We start from the raw sequence: 24,005 nt of genomic DNA on the forward strand, positions 1-24,005 counted from the left end.
GCGCTAGTTTTGTCTGGCTATGAGGGATGCTGCAACAACTTCCGGGGCTTGGCGGATCGACGACCGGACCGCGGTGACATTCCGCGATGCGGCGGTGGGCTGGGCTCTGGCCGCCCACGAGGTGCTGGCCGAATGCGCCTCCGGCTACGGCCATTTCGTGACCATCAATGAGCTGGCCGAGCGGGTGCAGGAGATGTCGGGCATCCGTACCGACGCCCCCACCCGCACCTGGATGGACGCCATCCTGCGCAAGGTCGCCCGCCGCTGCCACAATGCCGGCGAGCCGCCGCTGACGGCATTGTGCGTCAAGCAGAACCACAAGGTCGGCGACAGCTACAAGTACGTGCTGGAGCTGGCGCACCTGCCCGTCCCGGCCGACCTCGAGGTGCATGCCGCCTACGCCCGCTGGCAGTGCTACGCGGCCTACGGCGCGGACATCCCCTCCGATGGCGGCATCCCGCCCCTGATCCCGCGCAATGGCGGCGCGCCCCGCCGGGTAACTCCCGCCGGCCCGGTCTCCACCCCGAAGCCGGAACCCGAGGCCCGCAAGGCGGTCTGCAACTCCTGCTTCACCGAACTCCCCGCCAACGGCGTCTGCTACTACTGCTGACGCGCGGTCGAGCCGGAACTCGAAGGCCCGCTTCCCCCGGAGCGGGTCTTCGCGTCTCCAGAGTCGTCACGCGTCCTTGTGGCAGACCGCCTCCAGCATGATCCCGTCGAAGCCGATCCAGAACGTCGCGTAATAGGGCGGCGGGTACTGCGGGAATTCCTGTGGCTCGTGCAGGATTTCGGCTCCGCGCCCGGCCGCCCACTCGTGCACCCGCCGTACCGCCGCGCGCGTGGGCACCATGAATGCCAGGTGCTGAAGTCCCGGCAGCGCCCGCGAATACTCGCCCGACGCGGCTGGGTAGAAGAACACGTAGGTGCCGATCTTCCGGGCCGCGGGCCAGTAGGCGAACTGGGCGTCGTCGGCCAGCAGCGGTTCATAGTCCAGCAGCGGCATCAGTTCGTCGTAGTACTTCCGCGCACCCGCCAGATCGCTGACATTGATCCCGAGATGTCCAAGAGGCATGCCCCGAACCTACGTCCGGAATTCGTTGCGGGCGTCCCGAATTGGTCGCACTATCGCCCCTGCTGATACCGACTCATGTAAGTCCCGAGTGCCGTTGCGGTACTAGCCGGCCTCTTTCTGGAACCAGGCGAGCAGGTCTGGCTCGGTGGTGATCGCGGTCTGAGGCGCTCCTGCGGCCATGGCGCAGTACTCGCTCACAATGGCTTGGCTGTCGAGGATCGAGAGCAGGCAGGGCCGATGGTCGTCGGGGTGGATCGGATCGCCGGGTAACGGGTAGCAGGTGAACCGCCCGATCGGTTGATTGTTCCGGATCCAGACGCTGTCTTGTCCCGGCCGTCCATCGCAGGGATGGCCCGAGTGCAGATTGATCGTGTCCTGGTACGTCCGGCGCGCGGCGTCGGTGGTGGGATAGCTCAGGAACCCTGCGCTGGGGTAGTTCACCGGTGTGTCACAGTCGATTTCAGCCTTCGCCGGTTGTTGCGGGTCTGCATGTCGGCAGTTCGTGCGGGTGAAGTCCGGCCCGAGCAGCGACAGTAGGTTCTTGTCGGCGGAGGTGAATACGTCCGGGTCCTTCGCCTCGTCCGGTGCCAGGAACTGTCGGTAACCCCGCGCCGCGTCGTAGTCGCGTAATTGCTCAGCGAGAGGTGATGTCCAGTCGGTAGGCGCGTAGTAGAAAATGGCGATCGCAAGGTCGGGTTCGTCGGTCACGGTCAGCGCCGGCGCGGCCGGGCTGACCGTAGGGTTGACGCCACAGGTCTTGCGGCCTACCAGTTTGTGCAGATTGTCGAAGACGGGCGCGTCTGGTCCCGGCGGGTCGCCCGGGCAGTTTCCGGTGTGCAACATCCGATTGATCGTTTGGGAGAAGTCGGTGAGTTTGTCGACGTTGGAGAATCGGATGAACCGAGAAAAGGGCGCCCCCGCTGCCTTGGTGATTTCACAGGTGATATGGGCGATCTGGCCCGGGTCCGGGTCGGCGTGGTAGCAGTTGCTGCGGTGTCTGCCGTTCGAGTCGATCAGCTTGAGCAAATCGATGTCGGGCCCTCGGAGTGCTATGTCGTCGGCGATCGGGTGCCCGGCCACGCCGGTACGGGCGAGGTGCCAGCCGCCCACGGCGACTACGCAAGCGATCGTCACAGCGGCGGCTGTCATCGGTATGGCCCATTTCCGGGGAATGGCCCATTTCCGGTCGCGGAGTCTGCGTCGGAAACTGCTGTCGCGGCGTTCGATTGTCCGGTGTTCCGGTGGGAGAGGCGGCCCGGGTTCGCTGAAAACCTGGGCGATGGCCGGTGCGTCTTCGTGTTCCGCGGCGTCGGTGCCGCGCCCCGGCGACCTTGCCGGGACGGTCTCGCCGACCGGCTGAGGGTCGGGCTTCATGGCTGTGTCGGTGCCGTCACCGGCCGGCGGCGTTGCCGTGCCGGTGGGGTGGGTGTCGAGCCAGTGGGCGGCCGCGGCGGCGATGGCGCGGCTGTCGTCGTCCAGGAGTCGGGTGATGGCGTCGCGGACGCGGGACCGGACAATGGCGCCGCCGGTGCGGTGCAACTGGTCCAGGTCATCGAGCGCGTTGCGCCGATCGCGAACGGCCGGACTGTCGAGTGCGGTTCGAATATGTTGCGGTACTTGCCAATTGCGGTTGCGGGCCAGGAGGGTGCGGCCTTCGATATTGTCTTGTTTCTTGGGCCGCTGGCGGGGGCGTTCGGCGACGACATGGTCGTGTACGTAGCTGTAGAGCTCGTCGACGGTGATGTCGCCGTCCTGGTCGAGGTCGGCGCCGCCGTCGCGCAGACCGGCGACGAGGTGCCGGGTGAACACCGACTGGGTCGCCTGTCCGTGCGGAGTGCTGCCCTCGAAGGCGAACTGGGTGGCGTCGGAGGCGGTGAGCACGGTCCGGCCGCGGCCGCTGAAGGTTTCCAGGGCATGGACCTGGTCGTCGGCCTTGGCGATGGTGCCGACGGGGAAGGCGCCGCTGTAGCAGCAGTCCAGGATCAGCACCTGATGGTTGGAGTCGCATCCGGTCATGGCGTAGTCGATCTGATCGGCGGGGACCGAGGTGAACAGGGGGTTGAGCGGGCGGGTGTCGGTCATCGCGAGGTAGAGCTTGCCGGCGTCGTCCTTGAGTCCGTGCCCGCTGAAGTACAACAGCGTCAGATCATCGCGCCGCCGGTCCGAGAAGAAATCGCCGATCGCCGCACCGACCACGTGGTGCGGCTGGTTGATCAAGGTGGTGACCTCGAACCCGCCGATCGTGGGGTCGGCCAGCACCTCGGCGAGTGCCTCGGCATCGTGCGCGGGTGCGGTCAACTGCCGCAATCCGGGATCGTGGAACGTGTAGGTCGCCACTACCAGGGCGAATCGGCCGGTCATTGCCGTCACCCGGCCACGACGCCGCCGTGGCGTCGAATATAGGCGTCGACCAGTGCGCGCTGCTGGTCGCCGCTCGCGGCCTCGAGCTCGATGCTCTCGCCGTCGATCGTGACCGTCACCCGGTGGGTGCCCGGGTGGCGGCCCAGCCAGTCCCGCACCGTCTCGATCAGGGTGGTGAACACCCCGCCGGAAGCACTCAGCGCCAGCACGATCGCACCGATCGTGACGGGGTCGGCCACCTTCGTACCCGGCGCCGTACCGGCGCTGTCCCGCGCCAGCGCCGCCGATTCGACGCCGTCCATCGCGGCCAGCTCCGCCCGCAGCATCCGGGTCTGCCGGTCCAAGCGCTCGTCGTCGATCTCCGTGGCGGCCATCGATACTCGAACTGTCACGCCGCGGTGGTCGTTCTGCGCGATACCCATCGGAAACCTCTTTCCCGCCTGGGCGGCCGACGCCGACCAGGATGCGAATCGACAAGACCGATTCTCATCGCTGATATCCGGCGTCTCACGGGTACGCGACTACCTGAACCTGGCAAAACGGGCAGTGCGGCTCGCACAATGCCATCACCCGCAGCGGGATGGGGCCGACCATCGCCGCCGCGGCGCACCGAGTCCGTTGTGGCACAACAAGATCGACAACCTACGAGTCGACCCCTTCGCTGCGTGATGTAGGTAGCCGACTACTTGCGGACAGATGTCGCAGGGCTCCGCGACGCGGGTCGGTCCTGGGAATCAGGCTGGGGTGCGGAGGGATTCGAGGGTGTGGACGAGCGGTGCCAGTTCGGGATTGCGGGAGGCCGCGGTGAGCGCCTCCCGGAGGGCGGTGGCATTGGTGGGGCGGGCCGCCTCCAGGAGCTCGTGCCCGGCGTCGGTGACCTTGGTGTAGATGCCGCGGCGGTCGTGGGGGCAGAGGTAGCGCGCGAGGAGGCCGCGGTCCTCGAGCCGGGTGACCAAACGGGTGGTGGCGGATTGGGAGAGGACGACGGCGTCGGCCACCTGTTTCATCTGGAGCATGCCGCCGTCGCCGTCGTGCTGGCGGGAGAGGACGTCGAGCAGGGAGTACTCGCGGACGCTGAGGTCGTGGGCCGACTGGAGGGCGCGTTCGATGTGGGCCTCGATCGTGCCGTGCAGCAGGGAGAGGGCGCACCAGCCCTGGGCCAGGGCGGTCATGGCGGGATCGGTGGCTGTCATCGCGCTTCCTCGGGTCGGAGGGACGCCACCAGGATAGACCAACTCCGCAATAGCCAGCGCTTGCAAGTAATATGCGTCTGCAACTATTGTTGGCGCACGTAAAGCGCTCTTGCAACTCTTTGCTCGGAAGGTGTATCCATGCCACTCGCGCTGCTCGCCCTCGCCATCGGGGCCTTCGGGATCGGCACCACGGAATTCGTGATCATGGGCCTGCTGCCCGAGGTTGCCGGGGACTTCGGCGTCTCCATCCCGACCGCCGGCTGGCTGGTCACCGGCTATGCGCTGGGCGTCATGCTCGGTGCGCCGGTGATGACCGCGCTCGGCACCAAGATCTCCCGCAAGCGCATGCTCATGCTGCTGATGGGATTGTTCATCGCCGGAAACCTGTTGTCCGCCATCGCCCCGGTCTTCGGGGTCATGCTGCTGGGCCGGGTGATCGCCTCGCTGGCGCACGGCGCGTTCTTCGGGATCGGCTCGGTGGTGGCCGCCGATCTGGTGGCGCCGGACAAGAAGGCCGGGGCCATCGCCCTGATGTTCACCGGCCTCACCGTCGCCAATGTGGTGGGCGTGCCGCTGGGCACCCTGGTGGGCCAGACCGTCGGCTGGCGCAGCACGTTCACGGTGGTCGCCGCGCTGGGCGTGGCCGGGCTGGTGGGCGTGGCCAAGCTGGTGCCGGACCTGCCCAGGCCGGAGGGCGTGCACCTGCGGCACGAACTGGCCGCCTTCAGGAACATTCAGGTGCTGCTGGCCATGGCCATGACGGTGCTGGGCTTCGGTGGCGTGTTCGCGGCCATCACCTATATCGCCCCGATGATGACCGAGGTGACCGGTTTCGCCGACGGGTCGGTGACCTGGCTCCTGGTGCTGTTCGGTCTCGGCATGTTCGCCGGAAACCTGGTGGGCGGCAGGTTCGCCGACCGGGCGCCGATGCTCATGCTGGTCGCGCCGCTGGCGGGGCTCGCGGTGGCACTGGGTCTGTTCACGGTGACCGCGCACGACAGGATCGGGGCCGCCGTGACGATCTTCGTGATCGGTGTGCTCGGCTTCGCGACCGTGCCGTCGTTGCAGAAACGGGTGCTCGATCAGGCGCACGCGGCGCCGACGCTGGCCTCGGCCATGAATATCGGTGCGTTCAACCTGGGCAATGCCATCTCGGCGTGGCTGGGCGGGCTGGTGATCGCGGCCGGATTCGGTTACACGGCCCCGAACTGGGTCGGCGCCGGGCTGGCGGTTTCGGCGCTGCTGCTGGCCTGCCTGTCGGAGGCGCTGGAGCGCCGTGCCGCACAGCAGTTTTCGACATTCCAGACGAACCAGGCGTACCGTACCGTCCATTCTTGAGCGCTTGTCCGCGCCGCGCTAACCTCGCCGACGTGCCCGGATTCGGTCACGGCTAATCGAGCGCGATCGGTGAGTTTGCATGCTCGACAATGTTTTACGGATCGCCATAGTTGGAGTGGGGCCGCGGGGTCTGAATGTTTTCGAACGCATTTGCGCCAACGCTCGGCAGTTAGGCATCTCGGCCGGCGTCGAGCTGGTGCTCATCGATTCGACGCGGGTCGGTACCGGCGCGGTCTGGCGCACCGGCCAGCCCGCGCACCTGCTCATGAACACGGTCGCCGAGCAGGTCACCATATTCACCGACGACACCGTCGAGATGGCGGGCCCGGTGGAACGCGGCCCCAGCCTCTACGAATGGTCGAACTTTCTGGCGAAGATCGGCAATTTCGCGAGCCTGCCCAGCGATGCTTTCGGTGCGGCCCTGCGGATTTCCCCGGAGAGCTATCCACCACGGGCCTTCTACGGCCATTACCTGCGCTGGGCCTTCGAGCGCACCCGCGACCGATACGCCGATTGGGTGCGGGTAAGCGAAATCGTGGCAACCGTGGTGGATATGCGCGACGGCCCCGGCGGATTTCAGGAGCTGGAACTCGATACCGGTGAACGCGTGCGCGGATTGCACGCGGTGGTGCTCACCCAGGGCCACCTGGCCGAAGCGCCGCCCGGCACGTCCGGTTCGCTCGCCGACACCGCGGATCGCCTGGGCCTCACCTACATTCCGCCCGGCAATGCCGCCGATGTGGATCTGGACCGCATTCCCGAGGGGGACCCGGTCATCATCCGCGGTCTGGGCCTCACCTTCTTCGACTACCTCGCCCTGCTGACGGCGGGCCGCGGCGGCCGGTTCAAGGAGTCCGAGGCCGGGCTGGAGTACGTCGCCTCGGGCCGGGAGCCGCTCATCGTCACCGGCTGCCGCCGCGGCGTCCCGCATCACGCGCGCGGCGAGCATCAGAAGGGGGTGGCCGGCCGCTACGAGCCGTTGCTGCTCAACGCCGACCGAATCGCCCGATTACGCCAGCGCGCACGGAAATTCGGCGACGTCTCCTTCCGCCGCGACGTCTGGCCGCATATCGCGCGCGAGGTCGAATCGGTCTACTACACCCGCCTGATCGCGGACCGGGTGAGCCCGCACCGCCTGGCCTCCTTCCGCGACCGCTACCTGATCGCCCCGACCGCCGAGGACGCCGGGGAACTGCTGAACCGCTTCGGCGTGCCCCCGCAGGACCGCTGGGACTGGAGCGCACTCGCCGATCCCACCGGCGGCCGCTGCTTCGCCGATCCCGGGGATTTCCACGCCTGGCTGCTGGCCTACCTCGACGCCGATGTGCAGCAGGCGCGCCTGGGCAATGTGCACGGCCCGGTGAAGGCGGCCCTGGATGTCCTGCGCGACCTGCGCAATGAGGTCCGGCTGGTGGTCGACCACGGCGGCATCGCGGGCTCCTCCTACCGCGACGACCTGGATCGCTGGTACACACCGATGAACGCCTTCCTGTCCATCGGGCCACCGGCGCAACGGATTTCGGAACTGGCAGCACTGATTCGCGCGGGTGTGGTGCGAGTCGCCGGTCCCGGCATGCGGGTCCGGGCGGACACCAGGCACGAGTGCTTCGTCGCCGATTCACCCCTGGTGGGTGATTCGGTGGCGTCGGCACAGACTCTCATCGATGCCTGGATGCCCGCACCGGACCTGCATCGCACCGCGGATCCGTTGCTGCGCAACCTGTTGCACCGCGAGGAGGTGCGCGGCTACGTCATCGCCTCCCCGGACGGCAGCCGCTATCGCACCGGCGGCCTGGCGCTTGCGCCGGGTTCGTTCCATCCGGTGGACACGATCGGGCGAATCCACCCGCGCCGCTACGCCTTCGGAGTGCCGACCGAAGCGGTGCGCTGGGTGACGGCGGCGGGCGCGCGCCCCGGGGTCAATTCGGTGACGCTGGCCGACGGCGATGCCATCGCCCGCGAGATCCTCACCGCCCATCGGTACGAGGGCCCGGCGATCCCGCCGAATCAGCATGGGGTGCAGCGGCATTCCGAACTCCAGCACGACACTGAAAGGCACGATGACATGGCGCTGGAATGTGGTCTGCTGGCCCCCGTCGGGGTGGGCACGCCGGTGGAGTCCCTGCTGAGCGACGACGCCTGGATCGAGGCCATGCTGGAGGTGGAGCTGGCGCTGGCGCGCGCCGAGGCCCGCCTGGGCATGGTGCCCGACACCGTCACCGATCATCTGGCGGTGGCGGTGCGCGAGCACGCGTTCGACGCCCGCGAGATCGCGCAGGCCTCGCGCGGCGCCGCGAATCCGGTGGTGACCTTCGTGGAGCGCCTGCACGACGCGGTGGCGGACGTGGATCCGGTGAGTGCGAACTACGTGCACTACGGCTCCACCAGCCAGGACATTCTCGATACCGCGACCATGGTGATCGCCGCCCGGGTGCTGGGCGTGCTCATCGCCGACCTGGACACCATCGTCGGCTCCCTGGCCGAGCTGGCCCGCCGCCACCGCACCACCCCGATCGCCGGCCGCACGCTCGCCATGCACGCGGTGCCGACGACCTTCGGCGCGAAGGTGGCGGTGTGGATGCAGGGCCTGCTCGACGCCCGCGAACGCCTGGACCGCGTGCGCGGTACGCTGCCGATCCAATTGGGTGGTGCGGCGGGCACTTTGGCGTCCTATATCGAATGCGCGCGCTGCGCGGATTCGGAACTGTCGCAGGCGCCCGCCAGCGAGATCATGGAGCGCCTCACCCGCGAGTTCGCCGCGGAACTCTCCCTCACCGTGAGCGCCACCCCCTGGCACACCGTGCGCACCCCGATCGCCGATCTGGCCGCGGCGCTGGCCCTGACCTCCGGCACCCTGGGCAAGCTGGCCGTGGACGTGATCTCCCAGTCCCGCACCGAGGCCGCCGAACTGCTCGAGCCCGCCGCCCCGGGCCGCGGTGAATCCTCGGCCATGCCGCAGAAGCGAAACCCGGTGCTGAGCACCATGATTCGCGCGGCGGCGCTGCAGGTCCCCGCGCTGGCCTCGACGCTGTTCGGCGCGCTGCTGGCCGAGGACGAGCGTCCCGCCGGCGCCTGGCACGCCGAATGGCAGCCGCTGCGCGAATGCCTGCTCCTGGTCGGCGGCGCCGCCCACACCGCGGTCGAACTCGCCGCGGGCCTGATGGCCGATGCCGACCGCATGACCGAGAACCTCTCGCTCACCGAGGGGCAGATCGTCGCCGAACGCCTCTCGATCCGCCTGGCCCCCTTGCTCGGCAAGCCGATCGCCAAGAAGGCCCTGCAGGCGGCCTCTTTCGAGGCCCGGACCACTACCCGGCCGCTGGCCGACATCCTCGCCGAATGCCCCGATATCGCCCTGCACCTGACCAAACCCGAACTGGCGGAGCTCCTCCGCCCCGAGAACTATCTCGGTGCGGCCCCCGACCTGGTCGACCGGGTGCTGCGCCGGATCTGATCCGATTCGGCAGTGGCGGAAGGGAGTTCAGGGCAGATGACGGGGCGAGGGCGTCGCGTTCAGTTGCCGAAGCGGTTCTTGGGCGGGCGGTTGGAGGCGGCGCGGCGGGCGGCCTCCTTCTCCTTGACGCGCTCGGCTTCCTTGCGGACGGCGACCAGATTCTCCCGTTCGCGGAGCAGCCATTCGGGCGGGTCGGCGAGCAGGGCCGCGATCTCGTCGGCGGTGAGGGCGTCGGCGACGCCGGCGCGGGCCAGACCGGAGTTGGAGATGCCCAGCTTGCGGGCCACCACATCGCGCGGGAAGGGGCCGTTGGCCCGCAGCTCGACCAGCCACTGCGGGGGATCGGTGCGCAGTTCCTCGAGCTGGGCGCGGGTAACGGGTGAGTTCCGGAACTCCGCGGGGGTTGCCGGGAGGTAGATGCCGAGTTTGTTCGCCGCGGTGAGCGGCTTCATGGTCTGGGGGTTCTTGTCCGGGCTCACCGATCAAGGGTATCGGGCGGGTGGGGTGAACCTGCTGGCCGGTGCAATACCGTGGACGCCATGAGCCGGTTGGAGTCCATCGATCTGACGCGCCTGCGCTGGTTCGTCGCAGTTGCCGAGGAATTGCATTTCGCCCGGGCGGCGCGTGGCCTCGGTATTTCGCGGCAGCGCTTGAGCGGGACGGTCATCGAGCTGGAGGAAGAGCTCGAAACCAGACTGTTCGTGCCGGGCGCGCAGCCCACCCAGCTGAGCGAGGACGGGCGGGTGCTGCTGGACGAGGCCCGCGCCCTCATCGCGGCCGCCGCGGCCGCGGAGCCGGAGCAGGCACCGGCCGCGGCGGACCGCCTGCGCGTCGGCTTCGTCCCGGGCGTGACCGTCACCAAATGGGAGCGCATCTGGCGCGAGCGGTTCCCCGAGGTCGCGCTGGAGCTGACGCCGATCCCGATGAAGGAGCAGGAGCAGGCCCTGCGCACGGACGCGGTCGACATGTGCTTCGTGCGGCTGCCCATCGATCTCGATGGGGTGAGCGCGATTCCGCTCTACCGCGAGGTCCCGGTCGTGGTCGTCCCCAAGGATCATCCGATCGCCCTGTTCGATCAGGTCGCCACGGCCGATCTGGCCGATGAGCGCATGCAGGACGCCGCCGACCTGGACGACGCCGCCATGACCATGGAGCTGGTGGCCGCGGTGAGCGGAGCGGCCATCGTGCCGCACTCGATCGCCCGCCTGCACCACCGCAAGGACCTGATCTACCGGACCGTCACCGATGTGCCCCAGACCGAGATCGCGCTGGCCTGGCCCGCCGACCGCACCACCGAGCTGGTAGAGGAGTTCGTGGGCGTGGTGCGCGGCCGCTCCCAGCGCAGTTCCCGTTCGCCGTCCGGACAGCAGCCGGACAAGCCTGCGCGGCAACAGAATTCGCCCAGGCGGACGGGTGCCGCCAAGGCGGGTGGGACGCGCAGTCAGGCCGGGGGGAAGAAGCCGCAGACCGCCGCGAAGTCGAAGCAGGGCGGTGCGAAGAAGCCGGGCAAGCGACGCGGTCGTTAGCGCGCAGCTCGGCGCGGACGACCCACGAGGGCCCGCCTCTCGTTCGGGAGGCGGGCCCTTCGTGTCCGGATGCTCAGGGAAGCATCTGGAGAAAGTTCAGGGTCGAGTCGGGGTTGCGCTATACGTATACGTCTACTTATAGTGACTGAAGACGGGGAATGACCGTCCGGAACCCTGAGAAGTGCAGCGGCACAGCGGGTATCGACCCACAGTGCCGTGCTGTACACGCATGCCCATATGCGCATTCACTGATGATTTGGAGCACCCCATGGCCCTCGATATGGACAAGTCCAACGACGCCGACCCGCAGGACGCCCCGGCGCCGGAGGCCCCGGCCGCGACCGGCACCGATCTGGTGCCGGACCCGCTGCCCGAGGGCATGCGCGAGATCACGCTGCGCGTCGGCCCCGGCGGTGGCCGCACTCAGCGCTTCGTCGGCCGGCTGCTGGCCGAGGCCCAGCACGTGACCAAGGAGGGCAGCGAGTCCGTGCAGGTCTTCCTGAGCCGCAAGGGCAAGCTGGTCGTCCACCGGCACTATGTCGAGTGGTCGGATTTCGCCCAGGCCTCCAAGAACGCCGCGCGCGAGCGGAAGGAGGAGTTCCTCACCGCCCGGCACAGTTCCGACCAGTCGGATCTTGCGGTATTCACGAACTGGGCCAAGGGATTTAAGAACTGGCGCGAATTCCTCGGTCTGAGTGAGGATGGTTACGGCGACTTCACATTGGAGATCGTGGACTCGCTCACGGAACTGCGCGACCGCATTCCGGCGAAGGTCTATCGCATCGTCGCCGACGTGGTGGAGAACCCCTCCTCGCAGGTCCTCGACATCTGAATAACGCGGCCGAACCCGGAAAGGACTTCTCCCGCATGTTCTCCCGTTTGGGGCGCTTCGTCGTCCGATTCCCGTGGCTGGTGATCGCCGCGTGGCTGATCGCCATTGTCGCGGTCGTCGCCACCGCGCCGAAGCTCACCGCCACCACCGACCAATCCGACTTCCTGCCTTCGCATTACGAATCCATCCAGGCAGCGAAGTTGCAGCAGCAGGCATTTCCCAACAGCAATACCCCCGCTGCGCTCATCGTCTTCGAACGCTCCGACGGAGCCCCGATGACCGATGCCGACTCGACCGCGGTGGCCGCCGCCGCGACCAAGCTGTCGGAGCGGAACATCAAGGATGTCACCGGAATCCAGGCGGTGCCCCCGGCGGAGAACCGGGCGGTCGAGGTGGTCGCGGTGCAGATGACCAAGGTCACCAGCGCCAATGACACCCACCAGTCCGACGCGGTGAAGTCCCTCCGGGACGCGCTGAAGGAACAGGTGAACGGCACCGACCTGAAGGCCGGCATCACCGGCACCGCTGCCCAGACCCTGGATCAGCAGGATTCCAGTACCAAGGGCCTGATCATCATCGGTGTGGCGACCGTGGTGCTGATCCTGGTGTTGCTGCTGCTCATCTTCCGCAGCCCGATCATCGCGCTGCTGCCCATCCTGGTCATCTTCATCGCGGTGTCCCCGCTGGCCAGCGGTTTGATCGCGATCGCCAGCAACACTTTCGACCTCAAGATCGACAGCTCGGTGCAGTCACTGCTGGTCGTGGTGCTCTTCGGCGTCGGTACCGACTACATCCTCTTCCTGATGTTCCGCTTCCGGGAGCGCCTGCGCGCCGGTGAGGACGCCAAGACGGCTGTGGTCAGCGCGGTCACCCGGGTCGGTGAGGCCATCACCTCGGCGGCCGCGGCGGTGATCATCGCCTTCGGCGCGCTGACGCTGTCCACCCTGGGCATGTTCCGGTCCATGGGTATCGCCCTGGCCATCGCGGTCGCGGTGGCGCTGCTGGCCGGGCTCACGCTCATCCCCGCGATCGTTTCCCTGTTGGGCACCAAGGTTTTCTGGCCCTCGAAGGCCTGGCAGGTGGAGCCGACGGGTGCGCGGTTCGCGGCCGTGGGCGGCGCGCTGGGCAAGCGGCCGGGCCTGTTCGCCGTGGCGTCCGGTGGTGTCCTGATCGCCCTGGGCGTCTTCGCCTTCGGCTTCAATCCGACCTTCGACCTGAGCTCGGGTTCGACCTCGGGCAGCTCCGAATCCGTGGTCTACGGCAAGGAATTGCTCAAAGGCATGCCCGCGGGCAGCACCCAGCCCTCGCAGGTGTATCTGCGCAGCGAGCACGGCGCGCTGAGCGCCGACGAGCTGAACGCCTTCGGCGCGGCACTGCGCGGCGTGCACGGTGTGGGCGAGGTGGGTCCGCAGCCGGCGCTGTCGGCCGACAAGACGGTCGCCGAATATCAGGTGACGCTGTCCGACAAGCCGGAATCCGATGCGGCCCTGAAGACCGTGAAGGGTCCGCTCCGGGATGCCGCGCATGCGGCGGCCCCGGTCGGTACCTCGGCGGTGGTGGGCGGCATGACCTCGGTGTTCGTCGACTTCCAGCACGCCATGAACCGGGACTACATGGTGGTGTTCCCGGTGGCGGCCATCCTGATCATGATCGTGCTGGCCCTGCTGCTGCGCAGCGTGGTGGCGCCCTGGTACCTGATGGCCTCGGTGTTCCTCGGCTTCGCCGCGACACTGGGTTCGGCGGTGCTGGTCTTCCAGCATCTCCAGGGGGATTCGGGTCTGATCTTCACGCTGCCGCTGATCATGTACCTGTTCGTGGTCGCCCTCGGGACGGACTACAACATCCTCATGGTCGCCCGGTTGCGGGAGGAGGCGCGAGAGGGCAACGACCCGCACCGCGCGGCCGCCCTGGCCCTGCGTCACACCGGCCCGACGGTGGCGGCGGCCGGTGTCATCCTGGCGGGCACCTTCGCCTCGATGATGCTGGCGGGCAACGACACCCTGTCGCAGATGGGCTTCGCCATCTCCGTCGGCATCGCCATCGCCGCGTTCGTCATGGCGATGTTCTTCACCCCGGCGGTGACCGCGCTGATCGGCCGCCGCGCCTGGTGGCCGGGCCACGGCGGTGATCCGGAACAGCAGCAGCCGCAGTGGGACACGGAATGGACGCCGTCCGATGTGGTGAGTGACGCTCGCCGCTGACGATCCGAGTTTGCTCCGAACGGTTCGGCCCGCTTCTCCTCCGGGGAGGCGGGCCGATCTCGTTGCTGCGATCATGCCGCTGACCTGCATGGGGCCGCGTCTGACAGAAACGTGTTTCAGTATTTTCCCAAAAGTGCCACGCAATGAACTGGACAACCGATACAGTTCGCCGGACCGCATCGAAGCGGGTTGGCACCAAGGAGTTGAAGACATGACAGTGTCCCTGAGCAAGCGCATCGCCCGGCGGGTCGGCGTCGGCCTCACCGCCGTCGCCGCGATGGCCTGTTCCGTGGGCCTGACCGCCTCCACCGCCTCGGCCGTACCCACCGGCCTGTCGGTGAACGCCCGCAATATCTACATGGGCTGCGTGTACCAGATCACCGCGACCTATGACAGCTGGATCCAGGCCTGGTTCTACGACAATGGCGCGATCATCTCGGGCAGCCCGATCACCCCGAGCAACGGGCAGGCCACCATTCAGTGGACCCCGCACAGTGCGGGCACCCACACCCTGTCGACCCTGCAGGGTTCGGCCTGGGAGCTGAAGGTGAACGTCCTCGAGCCCACCCTGACCGGCAGCGCCACCTGTGGCGCGGGCCCGCTCGGTTTCCTGGGCTCGTAGCAGAGCTTCCGGGCTCGTAACAGACTCGGTTCGGTGTGGGCCCGACCCGCCGAACCGTCCCGGGCCGGCTGACCATAATCCTCTGTTCCCAGGTCAGCCGGCCCCTCTGCGTTCGCGTGCCCGGCCGCGGTCAGTGCACGGTCACGTGCCAGACCACGGCCGCGGCCAGCGCGCCCGCGCCGTTCACCGCCCAGTGCAGTGCGATGGGCGCGAGCAGGCTGCCGCTGCGGCGCCGCAGCCAGGTGAAGACCACGCCCGCCCCGGCGGTCGCGAGGACCGCGAGCCCGATGCCGAGCAGCTGTCCGGCCGGGCCGCCGCCGAGGAATCCGGTCAGTCCCTTGTTCCCGCTGGTCAATCCCAGCGACGAGGCAATGTGCCAGAGGCCGAACAGCATTGATCCCGCCGCGAACACCCCGCGCGCCCCGGCCACCCGGTCCAGTGTGCCGTGCAGCACGCCGCGGAAGGCGAGCTCCTCCGGGATCGCGGTCTGCAGCGGGATCACGATCATGGACGCGATGAGCGCGCCCGAGACCGCGGCGTAGCGGTCGTTCAGGAAGAAGGGCCGGGTGATCGGCAGTGCCGCGCCGATGACGACGGCCGCGAGCACCACGCCCACTGCCGCCAGCGCCCACAGCGACCCGCGCCGCCACTGTCGCGGCGACAGGCCGAGGTCATCCCAGCCCAGCCCGCGGCGGCGCACCAGGGCGACCAGCACCACTGCGGCAATCGGCACCGTGAAGATGCTGGCCCACCGATTGGTGAAGTGTGCGATGAGATTCGTGCAGATCAGGACCGCAACGACGACGGCCACATCCACGTAGGCGTGCAGCTTGTGGCCTGGCAGCGGGGGCGGGTCAGGGAGCACCGCGACCGCACCGTTATCGTTTCGCGACATCCCGGCCAGTCTACGAGCGGATTCTTGGAACGGCCTTCGATTGTGGTTAATCCCGCTGTGCGGAATACCCGGCGGCCGGCGCTCGTCCGCTCGCCCAGCCCTCGGGATCGTCCCAGGCCTGCAGCGTGCGCGCGGTGTCGAAGCGGCGCGGCTCCCGGGTGATCGGATCGATGAATTCCAGTGCCGAGGCCAGCAGTTGCAGTGGCCGGGTGTAGTCGTCGACCGGTTTGTCGGTGAGTTCGGGATAGAAGTCGTCACCGAGGATCGGGACCCCGAGGCTGTTCATGTGCAGCCGGATCTGATGCGTCCGCCCGGTCCGCGGCCGGAGCCGGTAGCGCCCCAATCCGTCCCGCTGCTCGGTCAATTCGACGAGGGTCTCCGCATTCGGTTCGCCCGCGGTCTCGTAGGCGCGCAGCACCTGCCGCTCCTTGACGATCCGGCTGATGATCGTGCGCGGCAGTCCGAGCTCCGGATCGAAGCGCGCGACGGCCTCGTACTCTTTGTGCACCAGCCGCTTGTGGAACATGGTCTGGTACGCCCCGCGCACGGCCGGATTCACGATGAACAGCACCAGCCCGGCGGTGACCCGGTCGAGCCGGTGCGCGGGCACCAGATCGGGCAGGTCCAGGTCGCGGCGCAGTTTCACCAGGGCGGTCTGCAGAATGTGCTGCCCGCGCGGGATGGTCGAGAGGAAGTGCGGCTTGTCCGCGACGAGGATGTCGTCGTCGCGGTAGACGATGCCGATCGGGAACGGAACCTCGGTCTCGTCCGGCAGATCGCGGTGGAACCACACCGCTCCGCCGGGCGCGTAGGGCGTGTCGAGGGTGATCGGGCCGTCCAGATCCACGATGCCGCCGGTGGACAGCAGTTCGTCGATACGTTCGGGGCGCACCCGTGGCAATCGCTCAACGAGGTGGTCGCGAATGGTCGCCCAGTGGCCGTCCTCGGGTAGCCGCAACCGGGCCGGGTCCAGCCCGTGCCGCTTGGGTAGCGGTGGTTGCTGCCTGCGTCTCACTCGCCAAACCCTAGTCCCCGAGTTTGTCCGGACCAGGGGGTACGGTTGGCCAACGCCCGGAATGTCCGGGTCGAAACGAGTGATCGGGGGTCTCGTGTACCCGAACGACCAACAGCCGCAAGGGTATCCGGGCCAGCCCGGTCAGCCGGACTACGGCCAGATTCCACAACCCCCGCAACCGGAATACGGCCAGCCGCAGCCGGGATACGCCCAGCCCGCCTACGGCCAGCCGGGTCAGTGGGATTACAGCCAGGGCGTTCAGCCCGGGTATCAGCCGATGCCGCCGGGCTATCCGATGGCTCCGCCGCCGCAGGGCACCAATGGCCTGGCCATCGCCGCGCTGATCCTCGGCCTGCTCGGCGCGTGTCCGCTCGCCGTCCCGTTCGGCATCATCGCGCTGACCCAGATCAAGCAGCGCAATCAGAACGGCAAAGGGCTGGCCATCGTCGGCCTGGTCGCCTCCGGTGTGTGGGCCCTGATCGTCGTGATCCTGTTGGCCGTGGGCGCGGTGAACAGCTCGGATACCTCGGCGTCACAGGACAATACGACCCGAACCTCGGCCCTGCCGGATTCGCCCACCTCCATCTCGGTCGACGAGGTGAAGGTCGGCGACTGCCTGCAGACCGTCGAGGAGAACAACCACATTCGCAAGGTGACGGTGCTGCCCTGCGATTCCGCGCACGATGCCGAGGTGATCGCCCAGGTGCATCTGACCGGTTCCTGGCCGGGTTCGCTGGATGCCTCGTTCCAGCAGGCCAATGACGCCTGCCTGGACGAGATCGACAAGCAGCTGAGCAAGAGCTCGATGTACGACCAGCTGGAGACCTTCATTCTCTATCCGGCCAACGAGACCCAGTGGAACAAGCTCAATGGCCGCGCGACGTGCATGGTCCACGACGCGGGCGGCAAGAAGCTGACCGGGAAGGTGCCGCGCTGACCGACGGTATGGTTGTTCAGCAAAAGTTAGCCTAACCTATCTTCTCGCCGGTGTTCGTGGAAGCGCCGGACGGAGGAAGGTGGGAGGCGGACTGATGACGGTCGAGTCACCGCCCGCGGTCGAGGCGCACGCCATCGATCCGGGCCCGGCGGCAGCCGACACGGGCGGGCCCGACGCGAAAGCGGAGGTGAAGGCGCGCCGACGGCGAGAGGCCGCCGCGCGCAAGGAGATTCTCGCCCCGGTGCGCGGGCCGCTCACGGTGGCCGGCCTGATCGTGGCGGTGGCCGCGGTGTGCTCGGTGCTGCCGTTCCTGCTGATCGTCTCGGCCTGCCGTGAGCTGCTGCGGGATGCGCCCGACGCCGACCGGGCGTGGCGGCTGCTGTTGATCGCGGTGCTGGTGCTGGTGGCCCGGGCGGTGCTGCAGGCGGTGGCGCTGACCTGGTCGCACGCCGTGGACGCCCGCTACCAGCTGACCCTGCGCCGGCTGCTGGCCGACAAGCTGACCCGGGTGCCGCTGGGCTGGTTCGGCGCCCGCACCTCCGCCGAGGTGAAGAAGTACCTCCAGGACGATGTCGAGGCGCTGCACTATCTGGTGGCGCATGCGCGGCTGGACTTCATCGGTTCGGTGACCGTCCCGCTGGTCACCCTGGTCTACCTGGCGACCGTGGACTGGCGGCTGACGCTGATCCTGCTGCTGCCGCTGGTCGTCTACGCGCTGTGCATGCGCGCGATGCTGGACGAGCCCGGCCGCGAACGCCTGCTGGCCTACAACGCCGCCGAGCAGCGCACCCGCGCCGCGACCGTCGAATTCGTGGACGGCATCCAGGTGGTGCGGGCCTTCGGGCGAGCGGGCAGGGCGCACAGCGAGTTCCGGGCCGCCGTCGAGGAGCAGACCGAGCGGCTGCGGCGGCTGAAACTGCCGGTGATGACGGTGCAGTCGATCTCGGACACGGTGGTCTCGCCGGTGTTCGTCATGCTGCTGGTCGTGGTGGCCGGGCTCGCCGGCGTGGGCCTCGAGTGGATCGAGCCGCTGGATGTGCTGCCGTTCCTGCTGGTCGGGCTCGGGCTGGGCAGTTCGCTGCTGGGTCTGGGCTACGGCACCCAGGCGCTGCGCACGGCCGGTGACGCGGCGCTGCGGCTGCACGATCTGCTGCAGACCGCCGAATTGGCGTCCGGCACGGGCGATTCCGCACCGCAGCAGGCTGCCGCCGGGCTGATCCGTTTCGAGGGCGTGAGTTTCGGCTACCGCGCCGACCATCGGGTGCTGCGCGACCTCGACCTCGAGCTGGCGCCCGGCACCATGACCGCCCTGGTGGGCCCCAGCGGTTCCGGCAAGTCGACGCTGGCCAAGCTGCTGCCGCGCTTCTACGATGTGGATGCGGGCCGGATCACCCTCGGCGGCCGCGATATTCGCGATTTCCCCAGCGAAGAGCTCTATCGCACGGTCGGATTCGTCTTCCAGGACGTCCGCCTGATCCGCGGCACCATCGCCGACAATCTGCGCCTGGCCCGCCCCGACGCCGATGCCGCGGCCCTGGAGCGAGCGGCCCGCGCGGCCCGCATCCACGACCGCATACTGGCGCTGCCGCGCGGCTACGACTCCGAGATCGGGGTGGACGCTGTGCTGTCCGGTGGTGAGGCGCAACGGCTTTCGATCGCCCGCACCCTGCTGGCCGACACCCCGATCCTGGTGCTGGACGAGGCCACCGCCTTCGCCGACCCCGAATCCGAGGCGGCGGTGCAGGACGCGCTGGCCGAACTGGTGGCCGGTCGCACCGTGCTGGTCATCGCGCACCGGCTGCACACCATCACCGGCGTGGACCGAATCCTGGTGCTGGAGAACGGAACCCTGGTCGAACAGGGTGACCACGCCAGTCTGCACACCGCGGGCGGCCTCTACCAGCGGCTCTGGGAAATCAATGAGGCGGCCCTGGAGGCCGTCGCCGGCGCCGACCACGCCTCCGGGAGTACCGATCGGCCGTCGGGCGCATGGTCGGACGGAACCGACCCGGTGGCAGGCGATCTCGGGGACGGCCGGGCCGGGACGAAGGCCGGCCTGTTTGCCGCTGCTGAGGAGGGCAATCGATGATCCGCAAGGTGCTCGGCCTGGTGCCGGGTGAGTTCGCGCGGCTGACACCGCGACTGCTGCTGGCCATCGTGGTCCAGGCGTTGTCGCAGGCCGCCGCCTATGTGCTGCTGGTGCCGGTCTTGCAGGCCTCGTTCGACAAGGATCTGGGCCGGGCCTGGTGGTGGACGCTGTGGCTGGCGCTGGCCGTGGCCGGAGTCGTGGTGTTCGGTTACCTGCAGTCGGTGCTGGGCCTGCGCGTCGGCGTGGGCATGCAGCACGGTTTGCAGACCCGGCTCGGTGATCACCTGAATGCCCTGCCGCTGGGCTGGTTCGACGACCGGCACGCGGGGGAGCTGTCGCGGGTGGTGGTCGAGAACGTCCGCGAGGTGCAGGGCCTGATCGCCTATCTGCTGGCGAAAATGCTGACCGGCGTGCTGGTTCCGCTCGGTGTGGCGGTGGGCATGCTGGTCGTCGACTGGCGAATTTCGCTGGCCATGCTGGTGACGGCCCCGGTGCTGTTCCTGGTGAATCTGTGGGCCAACCGCTCCTATGTCGCCGCCGATGAGCGCATGCACGAGGCCGCCGCCGAGGCGAACGCCCGGGTGCTGGAATTCGCGCAGGCGCAACCGGTGCTGCGTTCGCTGGGCGCGGTCGGCGCGGGTAATCGCGCGCTGGACGCGGCATTGGCCCGCCAGCGCCGGGCCGCCAATGGCCTGCTGATCGCCGCGGTGCCCGGCCTGATCGTCTTCTCGCTGGTGGTCCAGGCCGTCTTCCTGGTGCTGGTCTACCTGGTGGTGGGCCGGGCCACAGACGGCGCGCTCTCCGCCGCCGCGGCGATCGCCCTGATCGCGGTGAGCTCCCGTTTCATCGAGCCGCTGACCCAGGCCGCGCAGCTGGGTGGCGCCCTGCGCTCCGCCGCCGCGGCGTCCGACCGGGTGAGCGCGCTGCTGGCGGAACCGGCACTGCCGCAGCCGGATTCACCGGTGCCGCCGGGTGCCCCGCAGGTGGAGTTCGACCGGGTCAGCTTCGGCTACGGCCCGGACAAGACGGTGCTGCAGGACATCTCGTTCATCGCGGCGCCCGGCACCACGACCGCCATCGTGGGCCCCAGCGGCGCGGGTAAATCCACGCTGCTGCGCCTGGCCGCCCGCTTCCACGACACCGATTCCGGTCGTGTCCTGGTCGGCGGTCACGATGTCCGTGAGCAGCCGGCGGTGGCCCTGCTGAACCGGCTGGCGCTGGTCTTCCAGAACGTCTACCTCTTCGATCGCTCTGTGCTGGAGAACATCCGGGCGGGCCGTCCGGACGCGACCGAGGCCGAGGTCCTCGCGGCCGCCCGGGTCGCGCGGGTGGACGAGATCGCCGACCGCCTGCCCGACGGCTGGCAGACCGCGGTCGGCGAGGGCGGCTCCGCGCTGTCCGGTGGTGAGCGCCAGCGTGTTTCGATTGCCCGCGCCCTGGTCAAGGCTGCTCCGATCGTGCTGCTGGACGAGGCCACGAGCGCCCTCGACCCGTACAACGAGGCGGCGGTGGTACGCGGTGTGCACGAACTCACCCGTGGCAGAACCGTTCTCGTGGTGGCGCATCGTCTCGCGACCATCGCGCACGCCGACCAGATCCTGTTCATGGACGGTGGTCGCATCGTCGAGCGCGGTACGCACGCCGAGCTGCTCGCGCTCCGCGGCCGCTACGCCGCCTTCTGGACCGAGCGCACCCGTGCCTCCGGGTGGCGTCTGGCACCGGTGCCCGCGTAGCCGGACGGCCCTGGATTCCGCGCGAGTCCGGGGCCGTTCGGGATGGGTCACTCTCGAATTGTCAGAGTCGTTGTCGACGGGTCAGAGGCTGCAGGGCAGCATGGCGACGCTCGCGACGGTGCACTCGCCCTCGCGGGACAGCTTCCAGTCGCCGTCGACGAGCTTCCAGGTCAGCGGGAAGGTGAACGGATCGAAGCCGTCCACGGCCGTCTGCAGGGTGGCCGAGAGGGTGTCGCCGTTCTCGCTGACCGGGCCCTGGATGGTCCAGCGGAAGCTCGGCGGGGCGGCGTTCATGGCGGTGCCGATCTGGTCCAGCAGCGGCAGTCCGGCCTCGCCGGCCTCGAGCTCGGCGGCCCGGGTGGCGGCCGGGGCGCCGGTGTTGAGGGCCGTCTGCAGCTTGGCCTTCAGGTCGCCGGTGCTCGGGGCGGCGGTGTGCATGGGAGCGAAAGCCGGTGCGGCCGTGGCGGTCACCGCGCTGACGCCGGTTCCGGCGAGCAGGGCGGCGGTGGCGAGGGCGGCACCGAGGAGGCGCGAGGTACGGGGCATGGTTTCCAGTCCAATCGTTTTCGTCACGAGCGCTTCGCAAGCGCTGCCAAGCAATATAAGGTAAGGCTATGCAAACCTAAAGTGGTTGGTGGGTTGTGCGAGGCAGACAACAGTGAGCAACTGGGACGGAGAAGCGGTGGAGACACTTCTGGTGGTCGGCGCGGGGCCGAAAGCCCTGGCGGTAGCGGCCAAGTCGCATGTGCTGCGAGAACTCGGCCTGCCCGCACCGCGGGTGACCGTGGTAGAGGCACAGACGGTCGGCGGCAACTGGCTACCCACCGGCGGCTGGACCGACGGCCGGCACCGCCTGGGCACCAGCCCCGAGAAGGATGTCGGCTTCCCGTACCACTCGACCTGGGCGCGCGGCCACAACCGCGAGATCGACGCGGCCATGCGGGCTTTCAGCTGGACCGCCTTCCTGGTCGAGCACGGCACCTACGCCGAGTGGATCGACCGCGGCCGGCCCAGCCCGCAGCATCACGTGTGGGCCAAATACCTGCAGTGGGTGGCCCGGCGCATCGACCTGGATCTGGTCCAGGGCACGGTGACCGGCCTCGCCGCCGCGGCCGACGGCTGGCTGGTGTCGGTCGCCGACACTGCCGGCCGCACTGACGACACCGCCGGCCGCGTGGACGAGATCGATTGCGACGCGGTCATGATCACCGGACCCGGCCGCAGCGACCGGGCCCTGGCCGAGCATCCGAAGGTGCTCAGCATCTCCGAATTCTGGGAGCTGGCGGGCCGCCGCGAACTGCCCCCGTCCTCGCGGGTGGCGGTGATCGGCGGCGGCGAGACCGCGGGTTCGGCGCTGGACGAATTGGTTCGCCACGAGATGCTCACCGTCTCGGTGATCTCGCCCAAGGCGACGCTGTACACGCGCGGTGAAAGCTATTTCGAGAACTCGCTCTACAGCGATCCGACGAAGTGGGCGGGCCTGGGCATGGCCGAGCGCCGCGATGTCATCCGGCGCACCGATCGCGGGGTGTTCTCGGTGCGGGTGCAGGAAAGTCTGCTGGGGGACAACCGGGTTCACCATCTGCAGGGCCGGGTGGTGAACCTCGCCGACCAGGACGACCGGGTCGCCCTCACCCTGCGCAACGACCTGCGCGCCGATCAGGTGCACACCTTCGATCTGGTGGTGGACGCCACCGGCGGTCAGCCGCTGTGGTTCCTGGATCTGTTCGATTCGGCCGCAACCGATCTGCTCGAACTGGCGGTGGGCGGCCCGTTGGAGACCGCGCGCATCGAGGCGGCCATCGGCTTCGACCTGGCGGTGTCCGGGCTGGACGCCAAGCTGTACCTGCCGAACCTGGCCGCCATGGCGCAGGGTCCGGGCTTCCCGAATCTCAGCTGCCTGGGCGAGCTTTCGGACCGGATCCTGCAACCGGCGGTGAATCCCGTGCCGCGCTACCGGATCTCGGGCAGGTCGGCGGCGCTGCGCGGCAGCGCGTAGAGCGAGATGCGCCGATCCGGCCGGATGTCGAAGTCGCCCAGGTGCTGCCACCCGATCTTCTCCAGCGCCTTCCGCATGGGGGTGTTGCGATGATCGGGTTCGCACAGCAGCCGGCGGCATTCGGGTTCGGCCGCCAGGATCGCCTGCCCCAGCAGGCGCATCCAGCCCGAGATAACGCCGCGGCCCAGCAGCGTCGTGTCCGCGGTGGCGATGTGGAAGCCCATGTCGCGGGCGTCGGCGTCGTAGAGGCGCGCGATCTCGTCCTTGGCGGGGCGGTACAACTCCACATAGGCCACCTCGCGGTTGCCCAGGTCGGGGCGGTCCAGGGCGGCGAAGTCGTATTCGAGAATGCACGGGCGGGAGAAGGTTCCGGCGAGCTGGGCCGCGCAGTCGGCGCGTCGGCGATCGGCGTCCCAGGCCTGTTCCCAGGTCTCGAGCAGGTGTGGCCGGTGCATCCACTCGGTGATGGTCTCCGGATCGCGGGAGTCGACGTCCACCGGCCGCAGCGTGAACGGTGCGGCGAACTCGGGCAGCACCGGTGCGGGCGCGCGGCGGATGTGGTCGGGAAGGTCCGTGAGTTCGCGCGCGAGGACGTAGGTCGTCCGGTTCATCGCTGTGGCGCTCCGTTCGTCGGTTAGCTTGATCACCCTGTTTGGTAAGGCTAGCCTATACTAAGTAGGTGGTGTTACGGTTGCCCGGACATTGCAAGGGGGACAAGCGGAACCGACGCCGAATGCG

20 protein-coding genes are annotated in these 24,005 nt (G+C 68.7%); 11 read left to right on the forward strand and 9 right to left on the reverse strand.

The genetic code is table 11. The features are described from left to right. The first annotated feature begins 19 nt into the window (after positions 1-19). On the forward strand, positions 20-610 hold the full coding sequence (locus tag ACFXHE_RS09445) for a hypothetical protein (RefSeq protein WP_379381516.1): 591 nt from the start codon (positions 20-22) through the stop codon (positions 608-610). Between the two features lie 66 nt (positions 611-676). Here ACFXHE_RS09445 and ACFXHE_RS09450 read toward each other — a convergent pair whose 3' ends face one another. The 4 genes from ACFXHE_RS09450 to ACFXHE_RS09465 all read right to left on the reverse strand — a co-directional run bounded on the left by ACFXHE_RS09450 (position 677) and on the right by ACFXHE_RS09465 (position 4,626). Then, on the reverse strand, positions 677-1,072 hold the full coding sequence (locus tag ACFXHE_RS09450) for a VOC family protein (RefSeq protein WP_379381518.1): 396 nt from the start codon (positions 1,070-1,072) through the stop codon (positions 677-679). A gap of 102 nt (positions 1,073-1,174) precedes the next feature. Next, complete coding sequence (locus tag ACFXHE_RS09455; protein WP_379381520.1) at positions 1,175-3,433, reverse strand: caspase domain-containing protein; 2,259 nt, start codon at positions 3,431-3,433, stop codon at positions 1,175-1,177. Between the two features lie 5 nt (positions 3,434-3,438). Continuing rightward, positions 3,439-3,855: a hypothetical protein gene (locus ACFXHE_RS09460; RefSeq protein ID WP_379381522.1), complete on the reverse strand. Its 417-nt coding sequence runs from the start codon at positions 3,853-3,855 to the stop codon at positions 3,439-3,441. 312 nt (positions 3,856-4,167) lie between these two features. Then, complete coding sequence (locus ACFXHE_RS09465; protein ID WP_379381524.1) at positions 4,168-4,626, reverse strand: MarR family winged helix-turn-helix transcriptional regulator; 459 nt, start codon at positions 4,624-4,626, stop codon at positions 4,168-4,170. Between the two features lie 138 nt (positions 4,627-4,764). Between ACFXHE_RS09465 and ACFXHE_RS09470 the strand changes: the two genes are divergently transcribed. Together ACFXHE_RS09470 and ACFXHE_RS09475 are read left to right on the forward strand one after the other, a co-directional pair. Beyond that, positions 4,765-5,964, forward strand: a complete 1,200-nt coding sequence (locus ACFXHE_RS09470; protein ID WP_379381526.1) for an MFS transporter — start codon at positions 4,765-4,767, stop codon at positions 5,962-5,964. Between the two features lie 79 nt (positions 5,965-6,043). Then, a complete protein-coding gene (locus ACFXHE_RS09475; RefSeq protein ID WP_379381528.1) occupies positions 6,044-9,418 on the forward strand; it encodes an FAD/NAD(P)-binding protein in 3,375 nt (1,124 codons plus the stop codon). Between the two features lie 59 nt (positions 9,419-9,477). Here the strand turns inward: ACFXHE_RS09475 and ACFXHE_RS09480 are convergent, their stop codons facing one another. After that, positions 9,478-9,870 (reverse strand): DUF5997 family protein, encoded by a 393-nt coding sequence (locus ACFXHE_RS09480; protein ID WP_379382089.1) that lies wholly within the window; start codon positions 9,868-9,870, stop codon positions 9,478-9,480. Between the two features lie 87 nt (positions 9,871-9,957). On the opposite strand from ACFXHE_RS09480, the gene ACFXHE_RS09485 reads away from it, so the two are divergent. The 4 genes from ACFXHE_RS09485 to ACFXHE_RS09500 all read left to right on the forward strand — a co-directional run bounded on the left by ACFXHE_RS09485 (position 9,958) and on the right by ACFXHE_RS09500 (position 14,599). Continuing rightward, entirely contained in the window at positions 9,958-10,944 is a 987-nt protein-coding gene (locus ACFXHE_RS09485) for a LysR family transcriptional regulator (protein ID WP_379381530.1), read from the forward strand. A 268-nt stretch (positions 10,945-11,212) separates the two neighbouring features. Beyond that, a complete protein-coding gene (locus tag ACFXHE_RS09490; RefSeq protein ID WP_379381531.1) occupies positions 11,213-11,776 on the forward strand; it encodes an EXLDI protein in 564 nt (187 codons plus the stop codon). 35 nt (positions 11,777-11,811) lie between these two features. After that, entirely contained in the window at positions 11,812-13,977 is a 2,166-nt protein-coding gene (locus tag ACFXHE_RS09495; protein ID WP_379381533.1) for an MMPL family transporter, read from the forward strand. A 211-nt stretch (positions 13,978-14,188) separates the two neighbouring features. Beyond that, entirely contained in the window at positions 14,189-14,599 is a 411-nt protein-coding gene (locus ACFXHE_RS09500; protein WP_379381535.1) for a hypothetical protein, read from the forward strand. 130 nt (positions 14,600-14,729) lie between these two features. Here ACFXHE_RS09500 and ACFXHE_RS09505 read toward each other — a convergent pair whose 3' ends face one another. After that, on the reverse strand, positions 14,730-15,494 hold the full coding sequence (locus tag ACFXHE_RS09505; RefSeq protein WP_379381537.1) for a CPBP family intramembrane glutamic endopeptidase: 765 nt from the start codon (positions 15,492-15,494) through the stop codon (positions 14,730-14,732). 46 nt (positions 15,495-15,540) lie between these two features. After that, positions 15,541-16,509 carry an RluA family pseudouridine synthase gene (locus ACFXHE_RS09510; RefSeq protein ID WP_379381539.1) on the reverse strand — a complete coding sequence of 323 codons (969 nt, stop codon included), beginning with the start codon at positions 16,507-16,509 and terminating at the stop codon, positions 15,541-15,543. 94 nt (positions 16,510-16,603) lie between these two features. Between ACFXHE_RS09510 and ACFXHE_RS09515 the strand changes: the two genes are divergently transcribed. From ACFXHE_RS09515 to ACFXHE_RS09525, 3 genes are all read left to right on the forward strand, one after another. Further along, a complete protein-coding gene (locus ACFXHE_RS09515) occupies positions 16,604-17,446 on the forward strand; it encodes a DUF4190 domain-containing protein (RefSeq protein ID WP_379381540.1) in 843 nt (280 codons plus the stop codon). Between the two features lie 94 nt (positions 17,447-17,540). Further along, entirely contained in the window at positions 17,541-19,535 is a 1,995-nt protein-coding gene (locus tag ACFXHE_RS09520; RefSeq protein ID WP_379381542.1) for an ABC transporter ATP-binding protein, read from the forward strand. Further along, positions 19,532-21,268 carry an ABC transporter ATP-binding protein gene (locus ACFXHE_RS09525; protein ID WP_379381544.1) on the forward strand — a complete coding sequence of 579 codons (1,737 nt, stop codon included), beginning with the start codon at positions 19,532-19,534 and terminating at the stop codon, positions 21,266-21,268. The genes ACFXHE_RS09520 and ACFXHE_RS09525 overlap by 4 nt, the downstream gene beginning before the upstream one ends. A gap of 81 nt (positions 21,269-21,349) precedes the next feature. Here the strand turns inward: ACFXHE_RS09525 and ACFXHE_RS09530 are convergent, their stop codons facing one another. Then, on the reverse strand, positions 21,350-21,814 hold the full coding sequence (locus tag ACFXHE_RS09530; protein ID WP_379381546.1) for a hypothetical protein: 465 nt from the start codon (positions 21,812-21,814) through the stop codon (positions 21,350-21,352). Between the two features lie 136 nt (positions 21,815-21,950). Between ACFXHE_RS09530 and ACFXHE_RS09535 the strand changes: the two genes are divergently transcribed. Beyond that, complete coding sequence (locus ACFXHE_RS09535) at positions 21,951-23,267, forward strand: SidA/IucD/PvdA family monooxygenase (RefSeq protein WP_379381548.1); 1,317 nt, start codon at positions 21,951-21,953, stop codon at positions 23,265-23,267. Here the strand turns inward: ACFXHE_RS09535 and ACFXHE_RS09540 are convergent. Continuing rightward, positions 23,222-23,878: a GNAT family N-acetyltransferase gene (locus ACFXHE_RS09540; protein WP_379381550.1), complete on the reverse strand. Its 657-nt coding sequence runs from the start codon at positions 23,876-23,878 to the stop codon at positions 23,222-23,224. The genes ACFXHE_RS09535 and ACFXHE_RS09540 overlap by 46 nt on opposite strands. Between the last annotated feature and the right edge of the window lie 127 nt (positions 23,879-24,005).

It is taken from the genome of Nocardia sp. NPDC059229 (genome assembly GCF_042754165.1).
Classification (GTDB): domain Bacteria; phylum Actinomycetota; class Actinomycetes; order Mycobacteriales; family Mycobacteriaceae; genus Nocardia.

Coding starts and splice junctions, on each gene's coding strand:
- ACFXHE_RS09445 (WP_379381516.1), top strand. CDS start 20: ATGAGGGATGCTGCAACAACTTCCGGGGCTTGGCGGATCGACGACCGG.
- ACFXHE_RS09450 (WP_379381518.1), bottom strand. CDS start 1,072: ATGCCTCTTGGACATCTCGGGATCAATGTCAGCGATCTGGCGGGTGCG.
- ACFXHE_RS09455 (WP_379381520.1), bottom strand. CDS start 3,433: ATGACCGGCCGATTCGCCCTGGTAGTGGCGACCTACACGTTCCACGAT.
- ACFXHE_RS09460 (WP_379381522.1), bottom strand. CDS start 3,855: ATGGGTATCGCGCAGAACGACCACCGCGGCGTGACAGTTCGAGTATCG.
- ACFXHE_RS09465 (WP_379381524.1), bottom strand. CDS start 4,626: ATGACAGCCACCGATCCCGCCATGACCGCCCTGGCCCAGGGCTGGTGC.
- ACFXHE_RS09470 (WP_379381526.1), top strand. CDS start 4,765: ATGCCACTCGCGCTGCTCGCCCTCGCCATCGGGGCCTTCGGGATCGGC.
- ACFXHE_RS09475 (WP_379381528.1), top strand. CDS start 6,044: ATGCTCGACAATGTTTTACGGATCGCCATAGTTGGAGTGGGGCCGCGG.
- ACFXHE_RS09480 (WP_379382089.1), bottom strand. CDS start 9,870: ATGAAGCCGCTCACCGCGGCGAACAAACTCGGCATCTACCTCCCGGCA.
- ACFXHE_RS09485 (WP_379381530.1), top strand. CDS start 9,958: ATGAGCCGGTTGGAGTCCATCGATCTGACGCGCCTGCGCTGGTTCGTC.
- ACFXHE_RS09490 (WP_379381531.1), top strand. CDS start 11,213: ATGGCCCTCGATATGGACAAGTCCAACGACGCCGACCCGCAGGACGCC.
- ACFXHE_RS09495 (WP_379381533.1), top strand. CDS start 11,812: ATGTTCTCCCGTTTGGGGCGCTTCGTCGTCCGATTCCCGTGGCTGGTG.
- ACFXHE_RS09500 (WP_379381535.1), top strand. CDS start 14,189: ATGACAGTGTCCCTGAGCAAGCGCATCGCCCGGCGGGTCGGCGTCGGC.
- ACFXHE_RS09505 (WP_379381537.1), bottom strand. CDS start 15,494: ATGTCGCGAAACGATAACGGTGCGGTCGCGGTGCTCCCTGACCCGCCC.
- ACFXHE_RS09520 (WP_379381542.1), top strand. CDS start 17,541: ATGACGGTCGAGTCACCGCCCGCGGTCGAGGCGCACGCCATCGATCCG.
- ACFXHE_RS09525 (WP_379381544.1), top strand. CDS start 19,532: ATGATCCGCAAGGTGCTCGGCCTGGTGCCGGGTGAGTTCGCGCGGCTG.
- ACFXHE_RS09530 (WP_379381546.1), bottom strand. CDS start 21,814: ATGCCCCGTACCTCGCGCCTCCTCGGTGCCGCCCTCGCCACCGCCGCC.
- ACFXHE_RS09540 (WP_379381550.1), bottom strand. CDS start 23,878: ATGAACCGGACGACCTACGTCCTCGCGCGCGAACTCACGGACCTTCCC.